The sequence below is a fragment of the Nesterenkonia sp. HG001 genome (genome assembly GCF_034438835.1).
GTDB lineage: Bacteria > Actinomycetota > Actinomycetes > Actinomycetales > Micrococcaceae > Nesterenkonia > Nesterenkonia xinjiangensis.
In genome coordinates, this window is sequence record NZ_JAOSZD010000003.1 from 310094 (window position 1) to 333015 (window position 22922).

At 68.1% G+C, this 22922-nt stretch carries 22 protein-coding genes; 9 read left to right on the forward strand and 13 right to left on the reverse strand.

Features of this window, described 5'->3' with window-relative positions; all coding sequences use genetic code 11:
* Positions 1-16: 16 nt before the first annotated feature.
* The 4 genes from ODE13_RS06875 to ODE13_RS06890 are packed head-to-tail and all read right to left on the reverse strand — an operon-like array spanning position 17 to position 3648.
* Positions 17-1189 (reverse strand): M20 family metallopeptidase, encoded by a 1173-nt coding sequence (locus tag ODE13_RS06875; RefSeq protein ID WP_322478602.1) that lies wholly within the window; start codon positions 1187-1189, stop codon positions 17-19.
* On the reverse strand, positions 1186-1863 hold the full coding sequence (locus ODE13_RS06880) for a DUF1028 domain-containing protein (protein ID WP_322478603.1): 678 nt from the start codon (positions 1861-1863) through the stop codon (positions 1186-1188). Before ODE13_RS06880 ends, ODE13_RS06875 begins: the two co-directional genes overlap by 4 nt.
* A 23-nt stretch (positions 1864-1886) precedes the next feature.
* Positions 1887-2291: a RidA family protein gene (locus tag ODE13_RS06885; protein ID WP_322478604.1), complete on the reverse strand. Its 405-nt coding sequence runs from the start codon at positions 2289-2291 to the stop codon at positions 1887-1889.
* A gap of 58 nt (positions 2292-2349) precedes the next feature.
* Complete coding sequence (locus ODE13_RS06890) at positions 2350-3648, reverse strand: NAD(P)/FAD-dependent oxidoreductase (RefSeq protein WP_322478605.1); 1299 nt, start codon at positions 3646-3648, stop codon at positions 2350-2352.
* 152 nt (positions 3649-3800) lie between these two features.
* Between ODE13_RS06890 and ODE13_RS06895 the strand changes: the two genes are divergently transcribed.
* The 4 genes from ODE13_RS06895 (at position 3801) to ODE13_RS06910 (ending at position 8248) form a co-directional block, all read left to right on the forward strand.
* Positions 3801-4709, forward strand: a complete 909-nt coding sequence (locus tag ODE13_RS06895) for a LysR family transcriptional regulator (RefSeq protein WP_322478606.1) — start codon at positions 3801-3803, stop codon at positions 4707-4709.
* Between the two features lie 193 nt (positions 4710-4902).
* Positions 4903-5136 (forward strand): hypothetical protein, encoded by a 234-nt coding sequence (locus tag ODE13_RS06900; RefSeq protein WP_179541338.1) that lies wholly within the window; start codon positions 4903-4905, stop codon positions 5134-5136.
* Positions 5133-6668: a sodium:solute symporter family protein gene (locus ODE13_RS06905; protein WP_322478607.1), complete on the forward strand. Its 1536-nt coding sequence runs from the start codon at positions 5133-5135 to the stop codon at positions 6666-6668. Before ODE13_RS06900 ends, ODE13_RS06905 begins: the two co-directional genes overlap by 4 nt.
* Positions 6669-6775: 107 nt before the next feature.
* Entirely contained in the window at positions 6776-8248 is a 1473-nt protein-coding gene (locus tag ODE13_RS06910) for an aspartate ammonia-lyase (RefSeq protein ID WP_322478608.1), read from the forward strand.
* Here the strand turns inward: ODE13_RS06910 and ODE13_RS06915 are convergent.
* From ODE13_RS06915 to ODE13_RS06925, 3 genes are read right to left on the reverse strand one after another with little or no spacing between them, the layout of a single operon-like run.
* A complete protein-coding gene (locus ODE13_RS06915) occupies positions 8181-8807 on the reverse strand; it encodes a trimeric intracellular cation channel family protein (RefSeq protein WP_322478609.1) in 627 nt (208 codons plus the stop codon). The two genes, ODE13_RS06910 and ODE13_RS06915, sit on opposite strands and share 68 nt — an antisense overlap.
* Positions 8808-8835: 28 nt before the next feature.
* Entirely contained in the window at positions 8836-9483 is a 648-nt protein-coding gene (locus tag ODE13_RS06920) for a GntR family transcriptional regulator (protein WP_322478610.1), read from the reverse strand.
* Positions 9407-10789, reverse strand: coding sequence for a CynX/NimT family MFS transporter (locus ODE13_RS06925; protein ID WP_322478611.1), 1383 nt, complete (start codon positions 10787-10789; stop codon positions 9407-9409). The genes ODE13_RS06920 and ODE13_RS06925 overlap by 77 nt, the downstream gene beginning before the upstream one ends.
* A 169-nt stretch (positions 10790-10958) precedes the next feature.
* On the opposite strand from ODE13_RS06925, the gene ODE13_RS06930 reads away from it, so the two are divergent.
* The 3 genes from ODE13_RS06930 to ODE13_RS06940 all read left to right on the forward strand — a co-directional run bounded on the left by ODE13_RS06930 (position 10959) and on the right by ODE13_RS06940 (position 15210).
* A complete protein-coding gene (locus tag ODE13_RS06930) occupies positions 10959-12200 on the forward strand; it encodes an amidohydrolase family protein (RefSeq protein WP_322478612.1) in 1242 nt (413 codons plus the stop codon).
* Complete coding sequence (locus tag ODE13_RS06935; protein WP_322478613.1) at positions 12200-13687, forward strand: chlorohydrolase family protein; 1488 nt, start codon at positions 12200-12202, stop codon at positions 13685-13687. Before ODE13_RS06930 ends, ODE13_RS06935 begins: the two co-directional genes overlap by 1 nt.
* A 143-nt stretch (positions 13688-13830) precedes the next feature.
* On the forward strand, positions 13831-15210 hold the full coding sequence (locus ODE13_RS06940; protein WP_322478614.1) for a DUF3100 domain-containing protein: 1380 nt from the start codon (positions 13831-13833) through the stop codon (positions 15208-15210).
* 141 nt (positions 15211-15351) lie between these two features.
* Here ODE13_RS06940 and ODE13_RS06945 read toward each other — a convergent pair whose 3' ends face one another.
* From ODE13_RS06945 to ODE13_RS06970, 6 genes are all read right to left on the reverse strand, one after another.
* On the reverse strand, positions 15352-16149 hold the full coding sequence (locus ODE13_RS06945) for a SurA N-terminal domain-containing protein (protein WP_322478615.1): 798 nt from the start codon (positions 16147-16149) through the stop codon (positions 15352-15354).
* An 84-nt stretch (positions 16150-16233) separates the two neighbouring features.
* Positions 16234-16566, reverse strand: coding sequence for a DUF202 domain-containing protein (locus tag ODE13_RS06950; RefSeq protein WP_179541351.1), 333 nt, complete (start codon positions 16564-16566; stop codon positions 16234-16236).
* Positions 16566-16943, reverse strand: a complete 378-nt coding sequence (locus ODE13_RS06955; protein ID WP_179541352.1) for a YidH family protein — start codon at positions 16941-16943, stop codon at positions 16566-16568. The genes ODE13_RS06950 and ODE13_RS06955 overlap by 1 nt, the downstream gene beginning before the upstream one ends.
* Positions 16944-17046: 103 nt before the next feature.
* On the reverse strand, positions 17047-18327 hold the full coding sequence (locus tag ODE13_RS06960) for an MFS transporter (RefSeq protein WP_322478616.1): 1281 nt from the start codon (positions 18325-18327) through the stop codon (positions 17047-17049).
* An 80-nt stretch (positions 18328-18407) separates the two neighbouring features.
* On the reverse strand, positions 18408-19865 hold the full coding sequence (locus tag ODE13_RS06965; RefSeq protein ID WP_322478617.1) for a benzaldehyde dehydrogenase: 1458 nt from the start codon (positions 19863-19865) through the stop codon (positions 18408-18410).
* Positions 19866-19920: 55 nt separating this feature from the next.
* On the reverse strand, positions 19921-21207 hold the full coding sequence (locus tag ODE13_RS06970; protein ID WP_322478618.1) for a 4-hydroxybenzoate 3-monooxygenase: 1287 nt from the start codon (positions 21205-21207) through the stop codon (positions 19921-19923).
* A 64-nt stretch (positions 21208-21271) separates the two neighbouring features.
* Here ODE13_RS06970 and ODE13_RS06975 point away from each other — a divergent pair, with 64 nt between their 5' ends.
* Positions 21272-22063, forward strand: coding sequence for an IclR family transcriptional regulator (locus tag ODE13_RS06975; protein ID WP_179541356.1), 792 nt, complete (start codon positions 21272-21274; stop codon positions 22061-22063).
* A gap of 65 nt (positions 22064-22128) precedes the next feature.
* Positions 22129-22920, forward strand: a complete 792-nt coding sequence (gene pcaH / locus ODE13_RS06980; protein ID WP_179541357.1) for a protocatechuate 3,4-dioxygenase subunit beta — start codon at positions 22129-22131, stop codon at positions 22918-22920.
* Positions 22921-22922 lie beyond the last annotated feature (2 nt).

The following is a 22922-nucleotide window of genomic DNA, read 5'->3' on the forward strand; positions in this document are numbered from 1 at the left end:
GGTCCGCCATGACCCGTCAGCTCCGGAGGAAGTCCTCGACCGTGGCGGCTAGGAGGTAGGCTCCCTCGATCACGGCTCGATCTGCGGCCGGGGACACCGCTGCCTGCGCGAACTCCTTCTGATGGTTGACTGCGGGAAGGGAGTCGATGGACAGGTAGGGGTGTATCGCACGGGTGACCAGCGAGACGTTCCCCATGTCAGTGGAGGCGGTGTTCATGCCGCCTCCCACCGATTCCTCGCGGTCCATGTCTCGTCCCACGGTCTGCGCGTTGACGGCGAAGAGGTCCGCGAGCTCGGCGTCATTGCGAAACTCGGAGTAGCGCGGGCTCGTCTCCACCACCTCCATGGAGGCTCCCGCGGCGAGCGCGCCTGCCTCGAAGCAGCCACGCACTCTCTCGAAGGTGGCCTCCAGCTCGTCGAGATCAGCGGCCCTGACATACCAGGAACCACGGCAATGGTCTGGGATCACGTTCGGAGCCGAACCAGCCTCTCGGACGATGCCATGCACTCTGGTGCTCGCGGGCAGCTGCTGCCGGAGCAGCCCGATCGCCACCTGTGCGACGGTCATCGCATCAGCAGCGTTCGTCCCCAGGTGAGGATAGGCCGCGGCATGTGCCGCGAAGCCCGTGTAGACGACGTCGAAGTGAGCCACTGCGAACGGGCGTGCGTACAAGGAGTTCGCCGGGCCGGGGTGCACCATGAGCGCCGCCTCGAGATGGTCGAAGGCCCCGTCCTCGATGAGATGGATCTTTCCTCCGCCACCCTCCTCGGCCGGCGTGCCGATCAATTCCACCGTCGCATCCAGCTCGCCGGCGAGGTCCCGCAGCGCCGCCGCGGCCCCGACCGCGGCGGCGGCGATGATGTTGTGCCCGCACGCGTGGCCGATCCCCTCGAGCGCGTCGTACTCGGCGATGAACCCCACATGGCGGCTCCCGGTCCCCAGCCGGGCACGGAAGGCGGTGTCCAGCTTCCCGAAGGGCATCTCGATCTGAAATCCCAGCTCGCGGAGCATCTCGGATATCCGCTCTGCTGAACGGAACTCCTGCCAGCGGATCTCCGGGGCGGCATGCAGGCCATGGCTCAGGCCCACCAGCTCCTTCCCGATCGCATTGACAGCGCGGGCCGTCTGCCGGCGAGCAGCCGGGAGCTCACCCTCCGGGATCTGGTGGAGCCTCTCGCCCGCACTCATCGCAGGTCTCCGGCCACGCCGAAGCCAGGAGCTTCATCAGGGTTCAGGGCCCGAGTCCTGTAGTCGTTCTTCACCGGTTCCCACAGGGACCAGAGACGCAGCAGCTCCGCGACCGGGTCGTCGGCGTCGTCGACCCGCAGGTCCGTCGTGGCCCATGAGACGTCGTCGATCACCTTGAGGCCCGCCGAGCGCACCGGACCAGCTTCTCCACCGGCCGCGAGCGCAGCCTGCAGCCCGGCCATCAGTCGGGCCTCGAGGCTGCTGCCGCGGCCTGCGTGGTACGCCTCCACCATGGCGTCGACGGTGTCGGCAGAGGCCAGCAGGTTCCCCGCCGCCACCGCAGCATCTGCCGATGCCCAATGGTTGATCCCCAGGGAGTTCTCACCTGAGTGATGAGCCGTCCGGCCCTCATCGTCCACCACGGAAAGCTGCCGATAGTCTGCGAACGGTTCCTCCTGAAGCGTCCTGCTCAGAGCATCCTCACTGCCGAGCCCCTGCTCAAGACGGTCGAGGATGGCGGGCCCCAACCCCGGGTTCGTCACGTTCTGACTGGCGACGACCCCCACCCCACGGCGCAGATGAATGCATCGGGAGGCGACAGCGGGCGACGAGGAACATACGACCATCCCGAATGAGCCGGACTCGGGGTCCCTTGCTGCAAGTGAAAACGTCATGGCATCTCCTGTGAAGAGTCGGTTCAGAGCACTGCGGTGGCGTCGATCTCCACGAGCCACTCGGGCCGGGCGAGGGCCTCGACCACCAGCCCGGTGGAGACGGGATGGACACCCCTCAGGTATCTGCCCATGACCCGGTAGACGCTCTCCCGGTACCGGATGTCCGTGAGGTAGACCGTCACCTTGACGATGTCTTCGATCGATCCGCCGGCTTCGGTCACCAGCAGCGAGATGTTCTCCATGGCCTGCACCGTCTGTGCTTCGACATCTCCGATGCCGACGGACTCCCTGGTCTCCAGGTCTTGCGCGACCTGGCCACGCAGGTAGACGACGCCGTTGGCGACGACGGCTTGGCAGAGATCGTTGTCCAGGTTCTGCTCTGGATAGGTGTCCTTGGTGTTGAACGGCCGAATTCGCGTGTGCTTCATCGCTGTCACTTCCTTCTCATGCTCTCTGTGAAAGGGCGGGGATCGGCAGGGGCACGGTCTATGTGGATCGCGGAGCGTCCTCGAGAAGAGCCGGCCGGAAGCCATCGACCGCGGTCTCATGGTCCAGGTAGCCCCGCTGGATCATGATGTGATCGGCGATGTGCTTGGCGTCATGCCAGACTCCCCAGATGAAGCTCGACCCTCTGCTCGACTGCCAGGGGAGACCCAGGAAGTAGATCCCTGGTTCCGCTGCGACTCCTCGCTGATGACGGGGCCTGCCGTCGTGGTCGAACGCATCGACCTTCAGCCAGCTGTAGTCGACGCGGAACCCGGTGGCCCACACCACGGAGGCGATGCCGGCGTCGTCGACCTCCAGCTCCAGGATCGGGTCTGTGAGGCATCCAGGCTCCGGGCGCAGCTCACGCGCCTCCGGCTCTTCGGGCAGATCGAGGCCGTTTCTCTCGACGTAGGCGTCGGCCTCATCGAGAAGGGAGAGGTAGTTGGCATCGCCATCGGCGATGTTGCTCCTCAGGTCCTCGGCGAAATGCAGTCGCCCCTCGGCGAACGATTGAGTCCGCCCGAGAAGCGTGATGCCGTCGGCGGCCAGAGCGCGGAAATCGACGGTCTGACCTCCGTGTGCACCGCTGACAGCGATCGTGACGTGCTCGGATCCGCTCGGTGGAGCGGAAGCCGCCCACTTGTTGAGCACGCCGAGCCACCAGACGAAGTCCCGCCCACGATAGCTCCGTGGGGGCCTGTCGTGCGGGCCGACGGACAGATAGACCTGACGTCCGGCTCTCCGGAGCTCATCGGCGATCTGCACACCTGATGACCCTGCCCCTACCACCAGCACCGCCCCCTCCGGCAGCTGCTCGGGGCGTCGATAGGAGCTGGAATGGAGCTGCTGCAGCCCCACGTCCGAGGGAAGGAGATCCGGAACGACGCCCTTCTGGAAGGGTCCGGTCGCAGCCACGACATGTCGGGCCTCGATCGCACCCTCGGAGGTCTGCACGTGAAAGCCGGGCCTCCCGACGTTCTTCCAGACCGAGGTGACCTCGACCCCGCACCGAACCGGCGCGTCGATCATGTCGGCATACGAGACGAAGTAGTCGGCCACCTGTTCCTTGGAAGCGAAGGCATCGCCGGAGATGCCGTCGAACTCCCGACCGGGAAAGCGGTCATGCCACGCCGGCCCGTTGGCCACCAGCGAGTCCCAGCGCTCGGAGCGCCAGCGCTCAGCGATGCGGCTCCTCTCCAGCACGAGATGAGGGATCCCCCGAGCACCCAGGTGCTCGCTGATGGCGATCCCCGCCTGCCCGGCGCCGACGACGAGCACCTCAGTCTGTTCGTATGACATCCCTCGCCCTCTCACTCTTGTGACACTGCCTGGTGAGACCCATCATCAGCGGGCGTCCGCATCACTTCAAACATCGAGAAGGCATGCACTGCATAAGATCAATGCAAGAATGGCGACCAGCCGCAGCTTTCCCGATCGCCCAGGGGGCACCCATGCCACGGCCGCAGAACGAACTGACGCTGTCGCAGATCCGGTACTTCGTGCGCGCCGCGGAACTCGGCTCCATGACGGAGGCCGCCGGAGAGCTGTTCGTCGCCCAGTCAGCCATCTCCACCGCGATCTCGCACCTGGAGGCGTCCCTGGGGTGCAAGCTGCTGGTGAGACAACGCTCCCGAGGGGTCGTGCTCACCGAGCAGGGACGAAGCTTCTACACCCGCGCCATGAGTGTCCTGCACGGGTTGGACGACGCGGTGGACTCGGTCCGCCCTGAGCAGCTCTCCGGCTGGCTCACCGCGGGATGCTTCACGACGCTTGCACCCTTCTGGCTGCCGGAGGTCTACGACTCGCTGACCTCCAAGTACTCCGACCTCACAGTCCGCATCAGGGAGGTCACAGCCGATCAGATCCACCCGCTCCTGCTGCGCAGAGAGCTGGAGATCGCGCTGACCTACAGCTTCGACTACGGCAGAGAGGTGACCTTCGAGCCCATCTGCGAGGCTCCGATTTACGCGGCCGTCGCCGACGCCTCCCCGCTCGCCGCACGCGAGAGCATCACCCTGGAGGAGCTGGCCGATGAGCCCCTCATCCTCCTCGACCTGGGGAAGAGCACCAACTACTTCCTCTCGATCTTTCGCGAAGCGCGCCTACAGCCACGGGTGCATCAACGCTTCGAGAGCTTCGAGGTCGTCCGCTCCATGGTGGCTCGGGGCCATGGGTACACCCTCCTGAACCAGCGCCCGGCCCATGACCTGACCAACGACGGCGGCCGAATCGCGCGACTCAGGATCGACGGCGCTCGATCCCTTCTGCAGATCGGACTGGCCTACCGGTCCGGTGAAGCACTCTCCAGGAAGGGCCAGGCCTTCGCGGACGAATGCAGGCGCATCTTCTCCGACGACTAGCGCGTGCACTGGGTGCGCTGCATCACGTCTCGTGATGCGCATCCTCGTTTTTCACTCATTGAATACCCTCCCTCATCGGTAAAGACTGGGCGCCATCCAGAACCACCGCTTGCACTGCGGCGCCGCTGACGGCACCTCAGCGTCCGATGAGGAGGATCGTGTGCGAACCAGACCCTACACACTCAAGACAAAAGTGATGTGGACACTTATCGTCACTTTGCTGGCGCTCTCCCAGTTTCCGGGGGTTCTCTTCTTCCATGATGTCGCCGAACCCAGAATCTTCGGCATGCCGTTCATCTATGGATACATCATCATCATCTGGGCGCTCCTCTGCGGCGTCCTCCTCTGGGCGTACCTGGCCCGCTGGGGCCGCCCCACACCCGCCGGAACGACCACCGACGACACTCAGAAGGGCGTGGATCGATGAATACCCAGGAGATTCTCGGAATCGCGGCCATCGGCGGCGCCCTGGCGATTCCGCTGGTCATCGGGCTGCTCGCCTCCCTGAAGGCGCGGCCCACGACCAGCGACTACTTCGTCCAGGGGCGGGCGATGGGACCGATCGCCCTCTTCTTCACCGTGCAGGCCACGTGGTGGAGCGCCTTCGCCTTCCTCGGCTCCAACGCGAACTTCTACCTCTACGGTCCGGCATACTGGACAGCCGTCATCTTCAATATCTTCTTCGGAATCATGTATTACTGGATCGGCAAGAAAGTCTGGTTCCACGGCAAACGAGGAAACTATCTCACGGCGCGCGATTTCTTCGTCGATCTCTATCGTTCACCGGGGCTGGCCACCTTCATCGCCGTGATCCTGCTGGTCTTCTCCCTGCCTCATCTCCAGATCCAGCTGACCGGCGGGGCCTACCTCATCGACGTGGCCTCTGGAGGGACCATCCCCTTCTGGGTGGGCGGCCTGCTCTTCTACACCGTCATCATCGCCTATGTCTGGGCAGGCGGGCTTCGCGCCATCGCCTGGACTGACATCTTCTACGGAGTCGGGATCTTCTTCGGACTCATCGCCGCGGGCGTATACATCCTGGGCGAGGTGGGCGGAATGGGCACCATGTTCGATCAGATCGAGCAGGTCCGCCCCGAGAATCTCATCCTCGGGGACGGGATGTGGATGTACTGGATCGCGTTGGCCATCATCACACCGATCGGTGCTCTGATGACGCCCCAGCTCTGGACACGCATGTATGCGGCGAAGAGCCCTCGCCCGTTCGACCTCATGCCGTTCCTGCTGGGTCTCGTGGCGATCGCCTACATCGGCGCCATGGTGATCGGCAATTCAGCGGTGCTCCTCGAGCCCGACGTCGAGCAGCCGGACCATGTGCTTCCGATCATGCTCCTGGAGCATGCGCCGCTGCTGCTCGCGCTGCTCGTCATCGCCGCCGGTGCCGGCGCCGCGATGTCCACGGCGAACTCACAGGTCCACGCCATGGCAGCCAGCTACACCATCGACTTCCACGGGCGGTACTTCCAGAAGGACCTGCCCGAACGAAAGCGCATCTGGGTCGGACGCTGGGCGATCCTGGCCTTCTGCGCCATCGCCTATGTGATGGCCCTCTACATTCCGGGCCTGCTGATCGCCATCGGCCTGGTCGCCTACGCCGGCCTGGCCCAGGTGATCGTCCCGACGGTGGGCGCACTCTTCTGGCGCCGCGCCAGCGTCGCGGGCGCGACCTCCGGTCTGATCGTGGGCATCACCACGCTCGTGCTGTTCACGATCTTCCCGGCGCTGGTCCCCGGGCCGTTCAGCGTCCACGGTGCCGGCCTGCTGTCTCTCCTGCTGAACGTGGTCGTCTTCATCAGCGTCAGCCTCCTGACGAAGCCGCGAAGCTCCGAGCTCCTCCTCAAGATCCGCCGTCGCCAGCAGGACTTCGAGGAGGAGCGCTGGGATGACGCCCCGGCGGCACCGGAGACGTCGTCAGCGGCAGACGTGAGCACCACCCGCTGACATGTCGCGCAGGGGCTTCCCCGGGCACCGCTCAGGGGAAGCCCCCGTGCCTCGTCCCCGCGACGGAGCCGAGGCCTGAGGCATGAGGACCGAAGAAGGGCGCAGTCATGCATACCACCCGAACAGAGCGGGACCTGCTGGGCACCCTGCCCATCCCCTCCCAGAACTACTACGGGGTGCACACCACCCGCGCAGCCGAGAACTTCCGGATCAGCGGCACCCCCATCTCCGCCTATCCGGGTCTCATCAACGCACTCGCGGCCGTGAAGCAGGCAGCTGCCCACGCGAATCGTTCCCTGGGGGTGCTCAGTCCGGAACGCGCCGACGCCATCTGGGACGCATGCTCCCAGATCCGGGACGGGAAGTTCCATGACCAGTTCATCGTGGACGTCTTCCAGGGTGGAGCGGGCACCTCGACCAATATGAACGCCAACGAGGTGATCGCCAATGTGGCCCTCGAACGGATGGGATTCAGCAAGGGCGCCTACGAGAACCTCCATCCCCTTGACCACGTGAACCTCGGCCAGAGCACCAATGACGTGTATCCCACTGCCCTGAAGATCGCCCTCCTGGGCGAGCTTCGCCTGCTCCGCCATGCCATGCAGGATCTCGTGGAGACCTTCCGCCGGAAGTCAGAGGAGTTCTCCCATGTGCTGAAGATGGGCAGGACCCAGCTGCAGGACGCCGTTCCGATGACCCTCGGACAGGAGTTCTTCACCTACGCCGTCATGCTCGAGGAAGACCGCAGCAGACTGGTGGAAGCCATGGACCTGCTCACCGAGATCAATCTGGGCGGAACCGCCATCGGGACCGGCCTCAACACCCATCCCGCCTATGCAGAGCTCGTGCGCTCGAAGCTCTCCGAGCTGCTGTCCACAGAACTCCGCACCGCAGAGAACCTCATCGAAGCCACCCAGGACGCCGGCGCCTTCGTCCAGCTCTCCGGTGTGCTGAAGCGGGTCGCCGTCAAGCTCTCGAAGACCTGCAGCGACCTTCGCCTGACCTCATCAGGCCCCCGAGCGGGGCTGAACGAGATCAACCTTCCCCCCGTGCAGGCGGGATCCAGCATCATGCCGGGAAAGGTCAATCCGGTGATACCTGAGGTCGTCAACCAGGTGGCCTACGAGGTCATCGGCAACGATGTGACGGTGACCCTGGCGGCAGAGGGCGGGCAGCTCCAGCTCAACGCCTTCGAGCCGGTGATCGCGATCAGCCTGCTCCGTTCGCTGACGCATCTCACAGCGGCCTGCCGGACCCTCGATGAGAAGTGCGTGCAGGGGATCACGGCCAACCAGGAGGAGCTCCACGACACGGTCCATCGATCGATCGGACTCGTGACAGTCCTGTGCCCGTACATCGGGTACGCCGAGGCGTCGCTCGTCGCCCAGGAGGCCCTGCTCTCCGGGCGCACCATCACGGAGACGGTCCTCGACAAGGGCCTGATGAGCAGAGAGGCCCTCGACGAGCTGCTCGTTCCGCGGAATCTCACCGGCCCGTTCACCGATCACGATCTCATCCCCGCTTCAGCACCGCCAGCGGAATCCGCCACCGGTAGCGCAGCGCCAGGAGCCGCAGGGTGAGCACCAGCATCGCCACCGCCACGGCACTGACGGCGTTGAAGAGGCCGACCTCCAGCAGCAGGGCGGTCGCCCCGGCGCCCAGGAACGCCGGGGCGGCGTAGACACCGTGGGGGTTGAAGATCTGCGGCACCTCGTTGGCGACGACGTCGCGCAGAGCTCCTCCGCCGACGGCGGTGGTGACCCCCAGAAGCACGGTGGCGATCGGATTCAGCCCAGCCTCATTGGCGATGCTCGCTCCCATGACACAGAACAGCGAGAGGCCCAGCGCGTCGAAGACCAGCAGCGTCCGACGCAGCCTGTCCTCATGGATGAGCCGCACGAAGACCGCCAGCACGGCCAGCGCCACGGGCACCAGGTATTGCGGGGCAGCGAAGGCGTTGGGAACCCCAGTGTTCAGCACCAGGTCCCGGATGACGCCGCCGCCGAGTCCAGCGAGGCTGGCCAGCAGCAGGGAGCCGACCAGGTCGAAGCCCTTCCGCACAGCCAGCAGCGCCCCAGAGACGGCGAAGGCGAAGGTGCCCACCAGCTCCAGGACCAGGACCACCGTGGTCATCGACATCCGTAGCTCCTGTCCGTCCCCGCCCCGCTCAGCTGCGGCGGGCCTGACGCTCGCGGTGCTGGTCCCGGCTGGTCTGGGCATGGTCGACCACCAGGCGCCCCACAAGCTCTTCGTCTCGGGAGGCGAGCGCCTCGAACAGGCCGCGGTGCTCCTGGGTGACCACCAGCAGGTCGTCGTGCTGGCTGAGCATCCAGCGGACTCGGCTCTGGATAGTGCCCCACAGCTCCTGGAGGTGGGTGTTGTCGGCCAGCTCCACCACGGTGGAGTGGAAGGCAGCGGCCGAGCGGTGGGCGGTCACGGCGTCGCCGGCCTGGGCCGCGGCCTCGCCGTCGACGAGGACGCGTTCGAGCCGCGCAAGCCCGGCGGCGTCGTGGCGCCGGGCCGCCGACGTGAAGGCGAGAGTGTCCAGGGAGGTGCGCACCTCCTCAAGTTCGCGGACGTCTCTCTCGGTGAACTCGCGCACGATGGCCCAGGTCCTGGGACGAGGCGTGATGAGACCCTCGGCGGCCAACAGGCGCAGGCCCTCCCGGACAGGCACGCGGCTCACGCCGAGCTCTGCGGCGAGATCGCGCTCGACGAGCCTGCTTCCGGGCGGCCGTTCACCGTCGATGATCTGCTCGCGCAGCCGCGTGGCCACGCGCGTCGTCTCGGACTCTCTGTTCTCTGGCTCGGCCATGGGTCTCATTGTTCCACTCCCCGTCTGCGGAGCCCGTCTCCGGGATGCTCGCCTCCGCGCTGGTCGTGATCCCCTCTGACTCACCCGGTGGCGGCCCGTCGGGGAGCACCTCGTCGTCCAGGGAGTCGGGCGAGGACGCCCACCAGGCGACGACGGCCATGGCCAGGGCCAGCACGATCAGTCCGACCAGCGGCACGGTCCAGGTGGCAGTGCGCTCCAGGACCACCCCGATGGCCAAGGGGCCGAGAGCGGCGAAGACGTAGCCGCCGGACTGGATGAAGCCCGAGGCCCGGGCAGTGACCTCCGGGTCCCGGGTGCGAGCGGTGATCAGCGCCAGCGCCGAGGGGAAGGAGAATCCGCCGATCGCCAGGAAGATCGCCCACAGCCACGGCGTGGTGGTGGGAGCGACCAGCAGTCCGGTGTAGCCGACGGCGGATATCAGCCCGTAGCCGATGAGCACGCTGCGCACATGCCACCGGCGCACCACGATCTGCGGGGCGATGAAGCCTCCCGGGATGCCTCCGGCGACGATGATCGCCACCATGGCGCCGGCAGCGACCGGGTCCAGGCCGGCGTCGCGGTAGATCCGGGCCAGCCAGCCGAAGTGCGTATAGGCGTGGAGGGACTGCAGCCCGAAGTAGAGCAACAGGATCCAGGCACCGGACGAGGCCGTGATGCGGCCGACGGCCCTGGAGGCGCCGTGGTTCTGGGTGGAGGCAGCCGGCACGCCGCCCAGGTGCCGCAGGGCGGCCCAGATGATGAGGGCGATGAGCGGCAGCCCCGCCCACACTCCCAGGCCCAGACGCCAGCCGCCGACGTGCTCGGCCAGGGGTGCGGTGAGCAGAGCCGGCACGGAGGCGCCGAGTCCCAACCCCACCATGAAGACGGTCACTGAGACTGCCTGGCGGTCAGGGAAACGCACTTTGGCAAAGACGGGGAGCACCACGTTTCCCATGGCCATGCCGGCGAGCGAGAGCGTGGTGAAACCCGCGAAGCCCCACCAGCTGTCCACCAGCACCCGCAGCCCCAGCCCGGTGCCGATGGCCGCCGCACAGATGGCCAGCGACCAGAACAGCCCCAGCCGGCGCAGCAGCAGGAAGGAGATCGCACCGAAGACCACGAAAGCGGCCCCGGGCAGCGCGGTGAGCAGCCCTGACTGCCACCCCTGGAGCGCGAAGGCCGCTTCGACGTCGGCCAGCACGGGGCCCAGTGACGTCGCGGCGGGGCGCAGACACACGGCCAGCAGCGCCAGGGCGAGGACGGCGAGGGCCGTCGCGCCCCGTCCGGGCTGCGCGTCAGTTCTCATGCCCGCCTCCTGATCCTGTCACCTCAATATCGTGCCACCTCTGTTTGGTATACCATAATACCTGGACGTGATTTCTCCCACTCCCCCGGCAGGTCGCCCGAGACTGACTCTGTCAGCTCCACCGACGCCGTCGATGCCCGATATCACCCGACCATCCAGGAGACTGCGGATGACCACCCGATTCACCGACGTCAGACTCTTTCCGCGCACCCCCGACGAACCCGCCGTCGACCTCACCGTCCAGGACGGGCGCATCGCGGCGATCACCCCGGCCGGGACCACCCCCACCCCTGACGGCGCGGAGATCGTCGACGGCGGTGGCCGTGTGCTGCTTCCCGCCCTGGGAGACGTCCACTCCCACCTGGACTCGAACCGCCTCGGGCAGACCTTCCTGCCCCACACAGCGGACGGCACGCTGCACGGCTACATCATGAACGACCGCCGCAAGTGGCGCGACGGCGAGCGCAGCGTAGCCGACCAGGCCTCCTACGCGCTGGCACAGATCATCGCCTCCGGCGGGGTGCGCGTCCGTTCCCACGCCCAGGTGGACTCCGACTGCGGCCTGGAGCGGTTCCACGGCGTGCAGGAGGGGCTGTCCCGGTATGCCGACATCATCGACCATCAGATCGTGGCCTTTCCCCAGGCCGGCATCCAGCGGGAGGCCGGCGTCGTCGACCTGCTCGACCAGGCACTGGCCGAGGGCGGGGACCTGGTGGGCGGGTTGGACCCCGTCCTCTACGACCGTGACCCGGCCTCTCACCTCAACGTGGTGTTCGGGCTGTGCGAGAAGCACGGCGTGGGCGCGGACATCCATCTGCACGAGTCCGGCACCGCCGGCATCTTCTCGATGGAGGAGATCGCCCGCCGGACCCAGGAGCTGGGCCTGCAGGGCAAGGTGACCATCTCCCACGCCTTCGCCCTGCACACCAATCCGGAGAAGGAGGTGGCCCGCGTGGTGGAGCTGCTCGCCGAGGCAGGCGTCTCACTGACCACGGTTGCGCCCTCCATCGGCTCCCTGCCCCAGGGTCTGTTGCGTGAGCACCGGATGGCGATCGGCCTGGGCGAGGACGGGCAGCGCGACCACTGGAGCCCCTATGGCGACGGCGACCTGCTGCGCCGGACCTGGCAGCTGTCCTTCACCAACGGCTTCCGGCGAGACGCCGACGTCGAGGCCTGCGTGGACATCGCTTCCCGCGGCGGGGCGATGGTCATGGCCGGACAGCGCCCCGAGGGCGTGGGCCTGCTCGACGACGCCGAGTTCGGCCTCGCCGTCGGAGCGCCCGCCCACTTCATCCTGCTTCCGGCGGACACGGTCACCGCCGCCGTGATGGACTGCCCGACCGCACGAGACGTCTATTCCGCCGGTCGGCTGGTGGCCTCCGGCGGCGACCTGGTCGGAGGAGTCCGCTGATGATCACCCGCATCCGCGCCCGCTTCGTCATCGGCTACGCCGAAGGCGACCACTGCCTGATACCCGACGGCGAGCTCGTCCACGACGACGCCGAGATCCTCTTCGTGGGCCGCGACTGGCCCGGCACACCCGACCGGGAGATCGACGCCGGCCACGCCGTCATCTCCCCCGGCTTCATCGACCTCAACGCGCTGGCCGACATCGACCACGCCCTGTTCGACTGCTGGCCCGACGCCTCTCGGCTGCTGGGCCTGGCCTGGTCCGAGCAGTACCTGCACGATCACGGGCCGCGCTTCACTCGGGCCCAGGAGAAGTTCCGGCGCGAATTCGCGATCAGCCAGCTGATCCGCAACGGCATCACCACGATGATGCCGATCGCCGCCGAGACCTACAAGGAATGGTGTGAGGACTTCCAGGACATGGCCGACACCGCTGAGGCGGTGGAGGCGCTGGGCATCCGTGCCTATTTGGGGCCCAGCTACCGGACCCATGTGCCCTACACCGACGGCACGCAGATGCTGCTGCACCGGGACGAGCGGAAGGGCCTGGAGGGACTGGACGACGCCGTGCGGTTCATCCAGGACTACGACGGCGCTGCAGGCGGGCTGATCCGCGGGGCGCTGCTGCCGGCACGCATCGAGACTCAGACGGAGCAGACGCTGCGGCTCACCCGGCAGGCGGCCGATGATCTGGACGTGCCGATCCGCCTGCACGCCGCCCAGGGCCTGCAGGAGAACCGGGAGATGATCGCCCGGACGTCGCGCCGCTCACTGCCGCACCTGGCAGAGATCGGCTTCCTCGGCGAGCGCACGTTCATTCCGCATGCCTGGACCCTCCCGGGACACCTGCACATGCCTGACGAGCTCTGCCGACCCGAGCACGGCCTCGGAGGGGACAGCGTCGATGATCTGGCGCTGCTGGCCGAGTCCGGGACCTCGGTGATCTTCTGCCCGATCCCCAGCGGGCACTACGGCTCCGCGATGGACAGCTACGAGTCCTACCGGGAGCGGGGTGTGCGAGTGGTGATCGGCACCGATTCGGCGCCGCCGAACATGATCCGAGCCCTGGATCTGGCGATGACCATGACCAAGACGCTGACCGGCCGAGGCCCAGCCGGCCAGCCGCATGACCTGTTCCGCTCGGCCACCTTGGATCCCGCTCGAGCACTCGGCCGGGAGGACCTCGGTCGGCTCGCCCCGGGTGCGCAGGCGGACTACTTCGTCATGGATCTGACCGGCACCCATGTGGGGCCCCATGCGGATCCGGTCCGCACCCTGGTGATGAACGGCGACGGCCGGGACATCACCCGCGTGGTGGTGGCCGGGCGGACGATCGTCGAGGACGAGGAGATCCTCACCGTCGACGACGGCGACTATCGGCCCCGCGCTCAGGAGTTCCTGGATCAGTACATCGCCTCCCACACGGTCAGCGACCATGCTGGGCGGAGCCTGGAGGAGCTGCAGCCCCCGAGCTTCCCCATCCGATGAGCCGGCGGGCGGCTGACCCAGCCGCGGACAGGGCCACCGGCAGCCCTCACCTTCTCACTCTGTGAAACGCCTCACAGCAGCTATTGACGTACATCACACCGCTCCCTATTGTTTTGGTATACCAATTCACGCGGGAGGCTTGAATGCAGACCACTGGGCACACCACCGAGGCGGCATCGGAGGCCGCCGCCGTCGACCCTCCGCACCAGCGGCACTCGCGCCGCTCCTGGATGTGGGCCATGGGACTCGGCGTCGGCGTCTCCGCCGCAGCCGTGCTGATCGGCACCTACGAGCTCACCATCGGCCTCGCCGCCATCGTGCTGTTCCCCCTGCTGTGGGCAGTGCTGATCGGCGCCGTCGTCGGACTCCAGCCCTGGCGCCCGGTCACCGGACCCACACGAGCCGTCAGCGAACTGCTGATCCGTGTCGGCATCGTCGTCTTCCTCGCCCTGCTGGGAACCGGCATCGGACCGTCCCTGCCGGACCTGGTGGACATCGGCCCCGCCATCGCCCTGCAGGAGCTGGGCAACGCGTTCGGCACCGTCATCATCGGCATCCCGGTGGCCGTAGCCATGGGCATGGGACGCGTGGCCATCGGCGCGACCTGGTCGGCCAACCGTGAGTCCTACCTGGCCTACGCGATCGACAAGTGGGGCGTCCGGGCGCCGGAGTACCAGGGCGTGTTCGGCGTCTGGCTGCTGGGCACCGTCTTCGGTGCGGCCTTCATCTCACTGATCGCCGGCATCACCGGCGGCCTGGAGATCTTCGACCCCCGCGCTCTCGCCCTGGCCTGCGGCCTCGGCTCAGCGTCCATGATGCTCGGCGGCGCCGGCTCGCTGACCGTGCTCTACCCCGAGATGGCTGGCGAGATCATGGCCCTGGCCGCGATCTCCAACCTGGTCACCAACATCGTGGGCTTCTACATGGGTGTCTACGTGGTGCTGCCCTTCGCCCGCTGGTTCTACCGGGTCTGGGTGAAGATCCTCCGCAAGGAGGAGGCCGACGCGCGCAGCATCGCCGCCGATCCGGTCCCCGTCGCGGAGGAGGGCTCCGCGCGGACGAAGAAGCCGCAGGACCCGCCTCCTCCGAAGACCATCGCCGCCTGGGTGGCCGCCTTCATCTTCACCGGCGTGGCCGGCCTGCTGATCAACTGGCAGGGCACCGGCGAGCTGAGCCTGACCGGCATCATCGGCATCACGATGGTCACCGGACTCTCTGTGCTGGCCTTCCTCCTGGCCCGCGTCGTGCGGGCGGTCCCGGCCAGCATCTGGGTGCTGGCCATGGCGACCCTGGCTTCCGCGCCGTTCTTCCCCGGTTCGGAATTTCTGGTCGGGATGACGGAGAACCTGAACGTGCTGCTGGTGGGTCTTCCGCAGATCGCCCTGCTGGGGCTGAGCCTGGGTCGCGACATCGACGGCCTGAAGAGGATGAGCTGGAAGGTCGTGCTGATCGGCTTCCTCACTTTGGCCTCGGCCTATCTCGCGGCCGCCGTCGTCGCGCAGCTCGTCCTCCCGGGAGTCTGACCCGGCAGCAGGTCACCCCTCCCCTGACCCATCAGGCACCCAGAGACATCGACTGGGCGATATGACCGGAGAGCGGGCCTTTCGGCCCGGGAGATCCCGTCATATCGCCCAGTCGATGTGTTGAGGGGGTGAGTCCTCGACTCAGAGATGAGTCTCGACGTCGGCATCCTCGCGGAGGTCCTCGACGTGGGCCTGGGCGGCCTCATTCTGCTTCTGGGTGGTGAGCTCCTGCTCGAGCTCGTCGCGCACTTCCTCGAACTCCGGCATCTCGGCCTCTTCACCCTCAGCGCCCTCAGGGGCCTGCTGGGCGGAAGCCTCGTCGTAGAAGTCGCGGAGCTCCTCCTCGGAGGGCTCCTCGACGTCGAGGTCCTCGAGCCGCTGGTCGATGAGCACCTGGTCGTGGGCATCCTCGCGGAGCTTCTCCTCGCTCATGCCCTGCTCCTCATAGGCCTGGATGAGGTCCTCCACCGACTCCATGCCGCCGGTCTCGGCGGTGGTCTCGAGCAGCTCCTCGACGTCGTCCTCACCGGCCTCGAAACCGGCGTCCTCGGCGTCCTGGATCAGCAGCTCGTTGGCGATCATGGACTCCAGGGACTGCTCCTTCAGCGCGTCCTCGTCCACCTCCTCGCCCGACATCTGGGACTGCATGGCCATCTGCTGGAACTGGTTCTCATAGAGGGTGGTGAACTCCTCACCGGAGAGCTCCTCCCCGTTGACCTCGGCGACCACCTCGGGGATGTCGGACGTGTCGGGCTCGGGCATCTCACCCTCGGGCCCAGCCTCTCCCTCGGCCCCGCCATCACCTTCGGCTCCCTGCTCAGCGTCGGCGGGGTTCTCCGTCTCGGCGCCATCCGCGCCCTCCTCGGGCGCATCGCCGCAGCCGGCGACACCGAGCAGCACGCCGGCCAGGGCAAAGCTTGTCAGCAGTTTCTTAGACATGACAAGCACCTCCTAATTCGTGGACGAGCGCGCAACGTAGCACACGGCCCACAACAGGAGGACCAGTCCTCGTACAGCTCGCGCTCAGGCCCAGAGCACCGCGACCACGCCCAGCACACCCAGCGCCAGGACGGCGCCGGTGGTGGAGAACACCGCGAGGACGTCGGCCTCCACCTGCTCGGCCTCCACTCCCAGGGACTGGCGCCGGTAGCGGACCCGCTGGGTGAAGTAGATGCCGGCCGCCACGGCCGCGCAGACCAGTGTCAGCAGCATCGTCCACAGGCCGTAGTGCGGCATCCAGCGCAGGAAGACGGCACCGACCAGGGCGAAGAGCATCATGGTGCGCCCCCAGGAGAGCACGGTCCGTTCCGGCTGGAGACCTGGGTCGCCGTGCAGCGCAGCGGTGGTCCGAGCCATCAGCTGAAGACCACCAGGAGGATCACCACCGCCATCGCCACCCCGGAGGCGAAGCTCAGCACCGGGATGATCAGCGGCATAGGCAGCGGGCGGCGGAGCCGCAGGCTGCGCTCCACATGCAGCCAGCGGGCGGCCGCACCGAGGCTGATCAGCAGCCCCACCCCGATGGTGAGGACCGAGATGATGGTCCGGTAAGGGTCCGCGAAGACGTCGGCAGCGAAGGCCTCGAGCGCGATCCCACCGGCCAGGAACGCCAGCGCGGTGCGGATCCAGGCCAAGAACGTCCGCTCATTGGCCAGGGTGAACCGAGGGTCGGGCTCCTCGCCCTGCGCCAGCAGCTTCGAGGCCACCCACCCGCGATCAGCAGACTCCGCCATACGCTCCTCCTCTGCGCCGATGCCGGCTCCTGTCACAACGCCACGAGTCTGCCATGTCGGCGGCTCTGCCGTTCCACCGTAGCCTCCGGAGCCCACACGAGGTTCAGCCTCCGCGGATGCGCCGGCCCCGGGCGACCAGCACTCCGGAGAGGACCACACAGCCGGTGTAGGTGCTGGCCGCAGCGATCCACCCGGCATGGAACCCGCCGGTCGCGCCGATGAGCAGCCCCATCACCAAAGGGCCCAGGGTGAAGCCGGCGAACATCCCTGCCGTGGCGATCCCGCTGGCCGAGGCCATCCTCTCCGCAGGGATGCTGCGCAGCAGCGCCCCCATGATCACCACGGAGACCCCGAGCGCGGAGGCCCCATGCAGGGCGACAGCGAGCCAGAGCAGCACCGCCCAGCCGGTGATGCCGGCGGCCAGGAAGGTCCCGGCCCCGGTGAGCGCCATCATCGACAGCACCAGCAGCAGCTTCGGAGCGGAGGCGCCCATGGACATGACGCGGCCCCAGCCCACTCGTGCGGCCACGCCGATCGCTCCGGCCGCGGCAGCCGTCAGCCCTCCGGCCAGCAGGCTGAACTCCAGCTCTCGGACCGCGAAGAGCGGCAGGTACACGTTGGTGGCCTGCACCCCGAGACCGTTGAGGAAGCCGAAGAACGTCAACGCCCAGACGACCCCGGGCAATCGGGGGTGCGACATCGGCGTCGCGGACTCCTTCTGCGGGCCAGGCCCCGGCCCCGGCGACGTGTCCATCGTCCGGTCCGTGGCCGGCGACACGGCCAGCGGAGGGACCTGGCGCAGCACGTGCAGCGTGAGCGCCATCAGCCCCAGGGCGAGCAGCACGCCCAGCAGAGAGGCTCCGCGCCAGCCGATCCACACCGCCACTGCGGGGAAGGCCAGGCTGGCGGTGAGCTGGCTGGCCTGAACCCCGGACTGTTTGATGCCGGCCCAGCCGATCCGCCGCCGGGCAGGCACCCGCTGGAGCAGGATCCTGTTGGTCACCCCGTTGGGGAAGGACTGTGCGAGCCCGGAGATCCCGGCGGCCACCAGCACCAGCATGTAGCCGCCGGGGACCGCAGCCAGGCCCAGTGCGGCGGCGGCGAGCAGGAAGATCAGGCACATCAGCACCCGGTCGGACAGCCGGTCGGAGAGTCTTGCCAGGGACGCGTTGCCCACGGCCGCGGAGGCGAAACAGACGGTGGCGAAGAGCCCGAACTGGGCCTCGGTGATCCCGAGGTCGGCGATCACCAGATCGCTGGTGGCGCTGAGTCCGTAGATCAGCACCGGCCCGATGCCCACGGCACCCAACAGGGCGGCCAGCAGCCCGGCCCCCGGGCCTCTGCCCTGCGGCCTTGCGCCGGCCTCCTGCTCGCGCCCGCTCACGCGCACCTCCTGAGACGTCTTCGCACCTGATCAGGGTACGCCGGACCGCGTCAGGACGATCACTCAGACTCCGCGGCGCCTCAGAACGGGTATCGGGCGATCTCCGGGCGCAGGGTCAGCCACTGGAGCTCTGTGAAGGACTCGATGTTCGCGGCCGCGCCTCCCACCCGGCTCCCGTTGCCCGAGTCGCCGACGCCGCCGAAGGGGGCATAGGCCTCATCGGAGACGGTCTGCTCGTTGATGTGGATCTTTCCGGAGGCGAGCTGGTCGGCGATCCGCATGGCCGCGCCGACGTCGCCCAGGATGGAGGCGGAGAGCCCGTAGGCGCTGCCGTTGGCCAGGGAGACGGCCTCCTCCTCGGTGCGGAACCGCATCACCGGGGCCACGGGCCCGAAGATCTCCTGCGCCCAGGCGGGGCTCTCCTCGGTCAGGTCGGTGAGCACTGTGGGCCGGTAGAACGGTCCGTCATGGGTGCCGCCCGCCACCACGCGGCCGCCGTCGAGCACCGTCTCCTGGACGATGGAGTCCACCCGCTTGAGCTGGTTCTCATCGATGATCGGTCCCAGGGCCACCTGCTCCCGGGCCGGGTCGCCCACCGGCAGTCCGTCGGCCTTCGCGGCGAGCCGCTCCAGGTAGTCGTCGTGGATGTTCTCATGGACCAGGTGCCGCCCGGTGGTCATGCAGATCTGCCCCTGGTGCATGAAGGAGCCGAAGGCCGCCGCGGAGACCGCCCGGTCCAAGTCCGCCTCGGGCAGCACGATCATCGCGTTGTTGCCGCCCAGCTCCAGATGCGGCCGCTTCAGCAGCCGGGCGCAGGTCTCCCCGATGCTGCGGCCGGCCTCCGTGGATCCGGTGAAGGCCACCACGCGCACCTCCGGGGCCTCGACGACGGCGGCTCCGGTCTCGCGACCCCCGGGCAGCAGGTGCAGCAGGCCCTCGGGAAGTCCGGCCTCCTCGAAGATGCGGGCCAGCACCACGCCCCCCGAGACGGAGGTGCGCGGGTCGGGCTTGAGCAGCACGGCGTTGCCCAGCGCCAACGCCGGCGCCACGGACCGGATGGAGAGGATCAGCGGGAAGTTGAACGGCGCGATCACGGAGACCACCCCGGCGGGCCGGCGTCGGGCTTGGGACCAGCGGTCCTCGTCGGTGGCCAGCACCTCGCCGTGCGGGTGGGTGGGCAGGGCGGCCGCCTCGTGGCACTCGTCAGCCGCGATCTTGGCCTCCAGCCCGCCCTTGGGCGGGATGGCGCCGGTCTCTGAGACGATCCAGGAGCGGATCTCCTCGGCGTGCTCCTCGAAGAGCCGTCCGGCCCGGCGCAGCACGGCGGCCCGCTCCCGCGGGGGTCGGGCGGCCCAGTCCTTCTGCGCGGCGGCGGCCGCGCGTGAGGCGGCCAGCACATCCTCGCGGGAGGCGGCACCCACGGCCCCGAGGGTCTCGCCGGTGGCGGGCTCTCGGACGGTGATCGTGCCGTCGGAGCCCTCCGTCCAGCGTGTGGAATGGATCTTGCCCGTCCAGGTGGTGGAGTCCAGCAGCGTCATCGATGCCTCTCTCGTGGTGGTCTGTCCGGTGGTGGGTTCTCTGGTGGTCAGGTCGTCAGGCCTCGGCCCAGCCGGTGTACGAGTCGGCGAAGTAGGACTGCCCGTGGACTGATCCGGTGATGGCCTGGAACTCTCCGCGGCGTCGCTGGTGGGCGAAGGCGTCTTCACCGGGCCGGCGGTGCAGCAGGTTGGTGGCCCACCAGGAGAAGTTCTGGGCCTTCCACACCCGGTCCAGCGCGGTCTTCGAATAGCGGCGCAGAGGTTCGGTGACAGTCTCCGGGTCGACGTCGGCGGCGCCCTCGACGCCCTGCCTCAGGCCGGTGAGGAACTCCTCGATGCGCGGCACCAGAGCCCGCACGTCGGAAAAGGCGAGGTTGAGCCCCTTGGCACCGGTGGGCGGCACGGTGTGCCCGGCGTCGCCGGCCAAGACGAGCCGCCCGTAGGTCAGCGGGTCGCACACATAGGAGCGGAAGGGCAGCACCGTCTTGTCGATGATCCGTCCGCGTTTCAGCGCCACCACGTCCTCGCCGCCGAGGACCTGCTGGATGTGCTCGAAGATGGCGTCGTCGCTCCAGTCCTCGGGGTCGGTGTCGGGGTCGCACTGGAAGTACATGCGCGTGATGTCCTCATTGCGCTGGGAGATCAGCGCGAAGCCGACTTCGGAGTTCGCATAGATCAGCTCCGGGGCGGTGGGCGGGGCCTCACAGAGGATCCCGAACCAGGCGAACGGATAGCTGGTGAAGTAGTCGGTGCGGACGTCGTCGGGGATGAGCTTCCGGCTCATGGACCGGGATCCGTCGGCGCCGACGATCAGCTCCGCCTCGATCCGCCGCGGCTCGCCGGCGGCATCCGCGAAGGTGATCGCCGGGGAGTCGCCCTCGAGCCCCTCGACGGCGACGTCGTCCACCTCCCAGTGGATCTCGCCGCCCTCGGCCTGCCAGGCGGTCGCCAGATCATGGAAGACCTCATTCTGCGGGTAGAGCCACACCGAACGGCCCACCAGGGCCTGGAAGTCGATGCGGTGCTGGACCCCGTCGAAGCTGAGCACCGTGCCCTCGTGCTCGTGACCCTCGGTCAGCACCCGGGAGCCGATCTCGGTGTCGACCAGCATGTCCACCGTGGGGGCCTCGAGGATGCCCGCCCGCTGGGTGGCCCGGATGGTCTCCTGGCTGCGGCGTTCGACGACGGCGGCGCTGATCCCGCGGCGCTTGAGCAGCAGCGCCGTCATCAGGCCGGCTGGCCCGCCGCCCACGATGCCGACGTCGACTCGGCTGGTGTGCTCGGTCATCTGATCTCCTCCGGCGGCGTGACGGTCCTCCTGCACCAGTGTGTCGCCGGTCATGCGCCGACTCCATGCTCATGTCATTGAATGGGAATCACCAGGGGTACGAGCTACGCTCACACTCATGGCCAACTCTCCCAGCGGCGACGCCGTCCTGGACCGCGTGATGCGGCTGTTCGCCGCCCTGGAGGAGCAGCCGTCCCAGACCCCCGGCGACCTCGTCGCCGCCGCACGCCTGCCCCGGACCACCGGATACCGGCTCATCCGGGAGCTGCGCACTCGCGGTCTGCTGGCGCTGACCGACGGCGGGGAGATCGTCGTCGGTCGCCGGGTGTGGGAGATCGCCCAGCACGCCCCCATCCACCGGGAGCTGCGCACCGCGGCGCTGCCGTACATGCAGGACGTCAACGCGGTGGTCCGGCAGACCACCCAGCTCTCGGTCCTCGCCGACGACGGTGCACTGATCGTGGAGCGGCTCTCTCGACACGGTGCCGTGGCCAACCCGGCGGAGGTGGCGACCACCATGCCGGCGCATCTGACCTCCATGGGACACGTGCTGCTGGCCTTCGCACCTCAGCGCACCGCCGAGCGCTGGTGGGCCGAGCACGGGGACCGCGCGGAGGCGGCCCGGCCGGAGCTGCGCCGGGAGCTCGCCGAGGCCCGCCGGCGGGGTCATGGCCTCCTCGTGGGCGTCATCAACACCGAGACCGCAGGGCTCTCCGTGCCGGTGCTGGATCCTCGCGGACGCGCACTGGCCGCGCTGACCGTCGTCGTACCGCGGGACTCGCCCGAGATCCCGCAGTTCCTCATGGCGCTGCAGACCGCCGCCCGCGGCATCAGCCGGGCCATGCCCCAGCCGACCGTGCCATTGAATGAGACACCCGTAGTGCGGTCCCCGCAGAGCCCCGCAGACTGAGGACGCACCCGTCCCCACCGGCATCCTGAGGGAGCGTCCGGTCTCACCTGCGAAGGAGCGGATCCATGGCGGAGAAGCCCACCGATCCGGATGCGGCGGCGGCCTCCCAGGAGGAGATCGACGCCGAGATCGCCCAGGTCCACCGCGACTACGAGTCGCGCAAGGCCACTGACGGGGAGGAGACCAGCGCCCGGCTGAACTTTCCGCCCTACCGCAGCTCACTACTGCGCCACCCCACCAAGTCTCTGCACCACGCCGACCCCGAGGAGATCGAGCTCCACAGCCCGGCCTTCGGTCACCAGGACGTCTCCCCGCTGGAAGCGGACCTGACCATCCAGCACCACGGTGAGCCCATCGGCGAGCGCATCGTCGTCACCGGACGGGTGCTCGACGGCGACGGTCGCCCGGTGGCGAACCAGCTGATCGAGATGTGGCAGGCCAATGCGGCCGGCCGCTATATGCACAAGAGGGACCAGCACCCCGCCCCGCTGGACCCCAACTTCACGGGAGTCGGACGTGCGCTGACCGGCCCGAACGGCGAGTACACGTTCACCACCATCAAGCCCGCGCCCTACCCGTGGAAGAACCACCACAACGCCTGGCGCTCGGCGCATCTGCACTTCTCGATGTTCGGCACCGACTTCACCCAGCGGATCGTCACGCAGATGTACTTCCCCGGGGACCCGATCTTCGACCTAGACCCCATCTACCAGTCCATCACCGACCCCAAGGCCCGCGACCGTCTGGTGGCCGAGTACGACCACTCGGTGTCTCAGCACGAGTGGAACACCGGCTACCGGTGGGACATCGTCCTCTCCGGCAGCAACCGCACCTGGTCCGAGCAGGAGGAGCACTGACC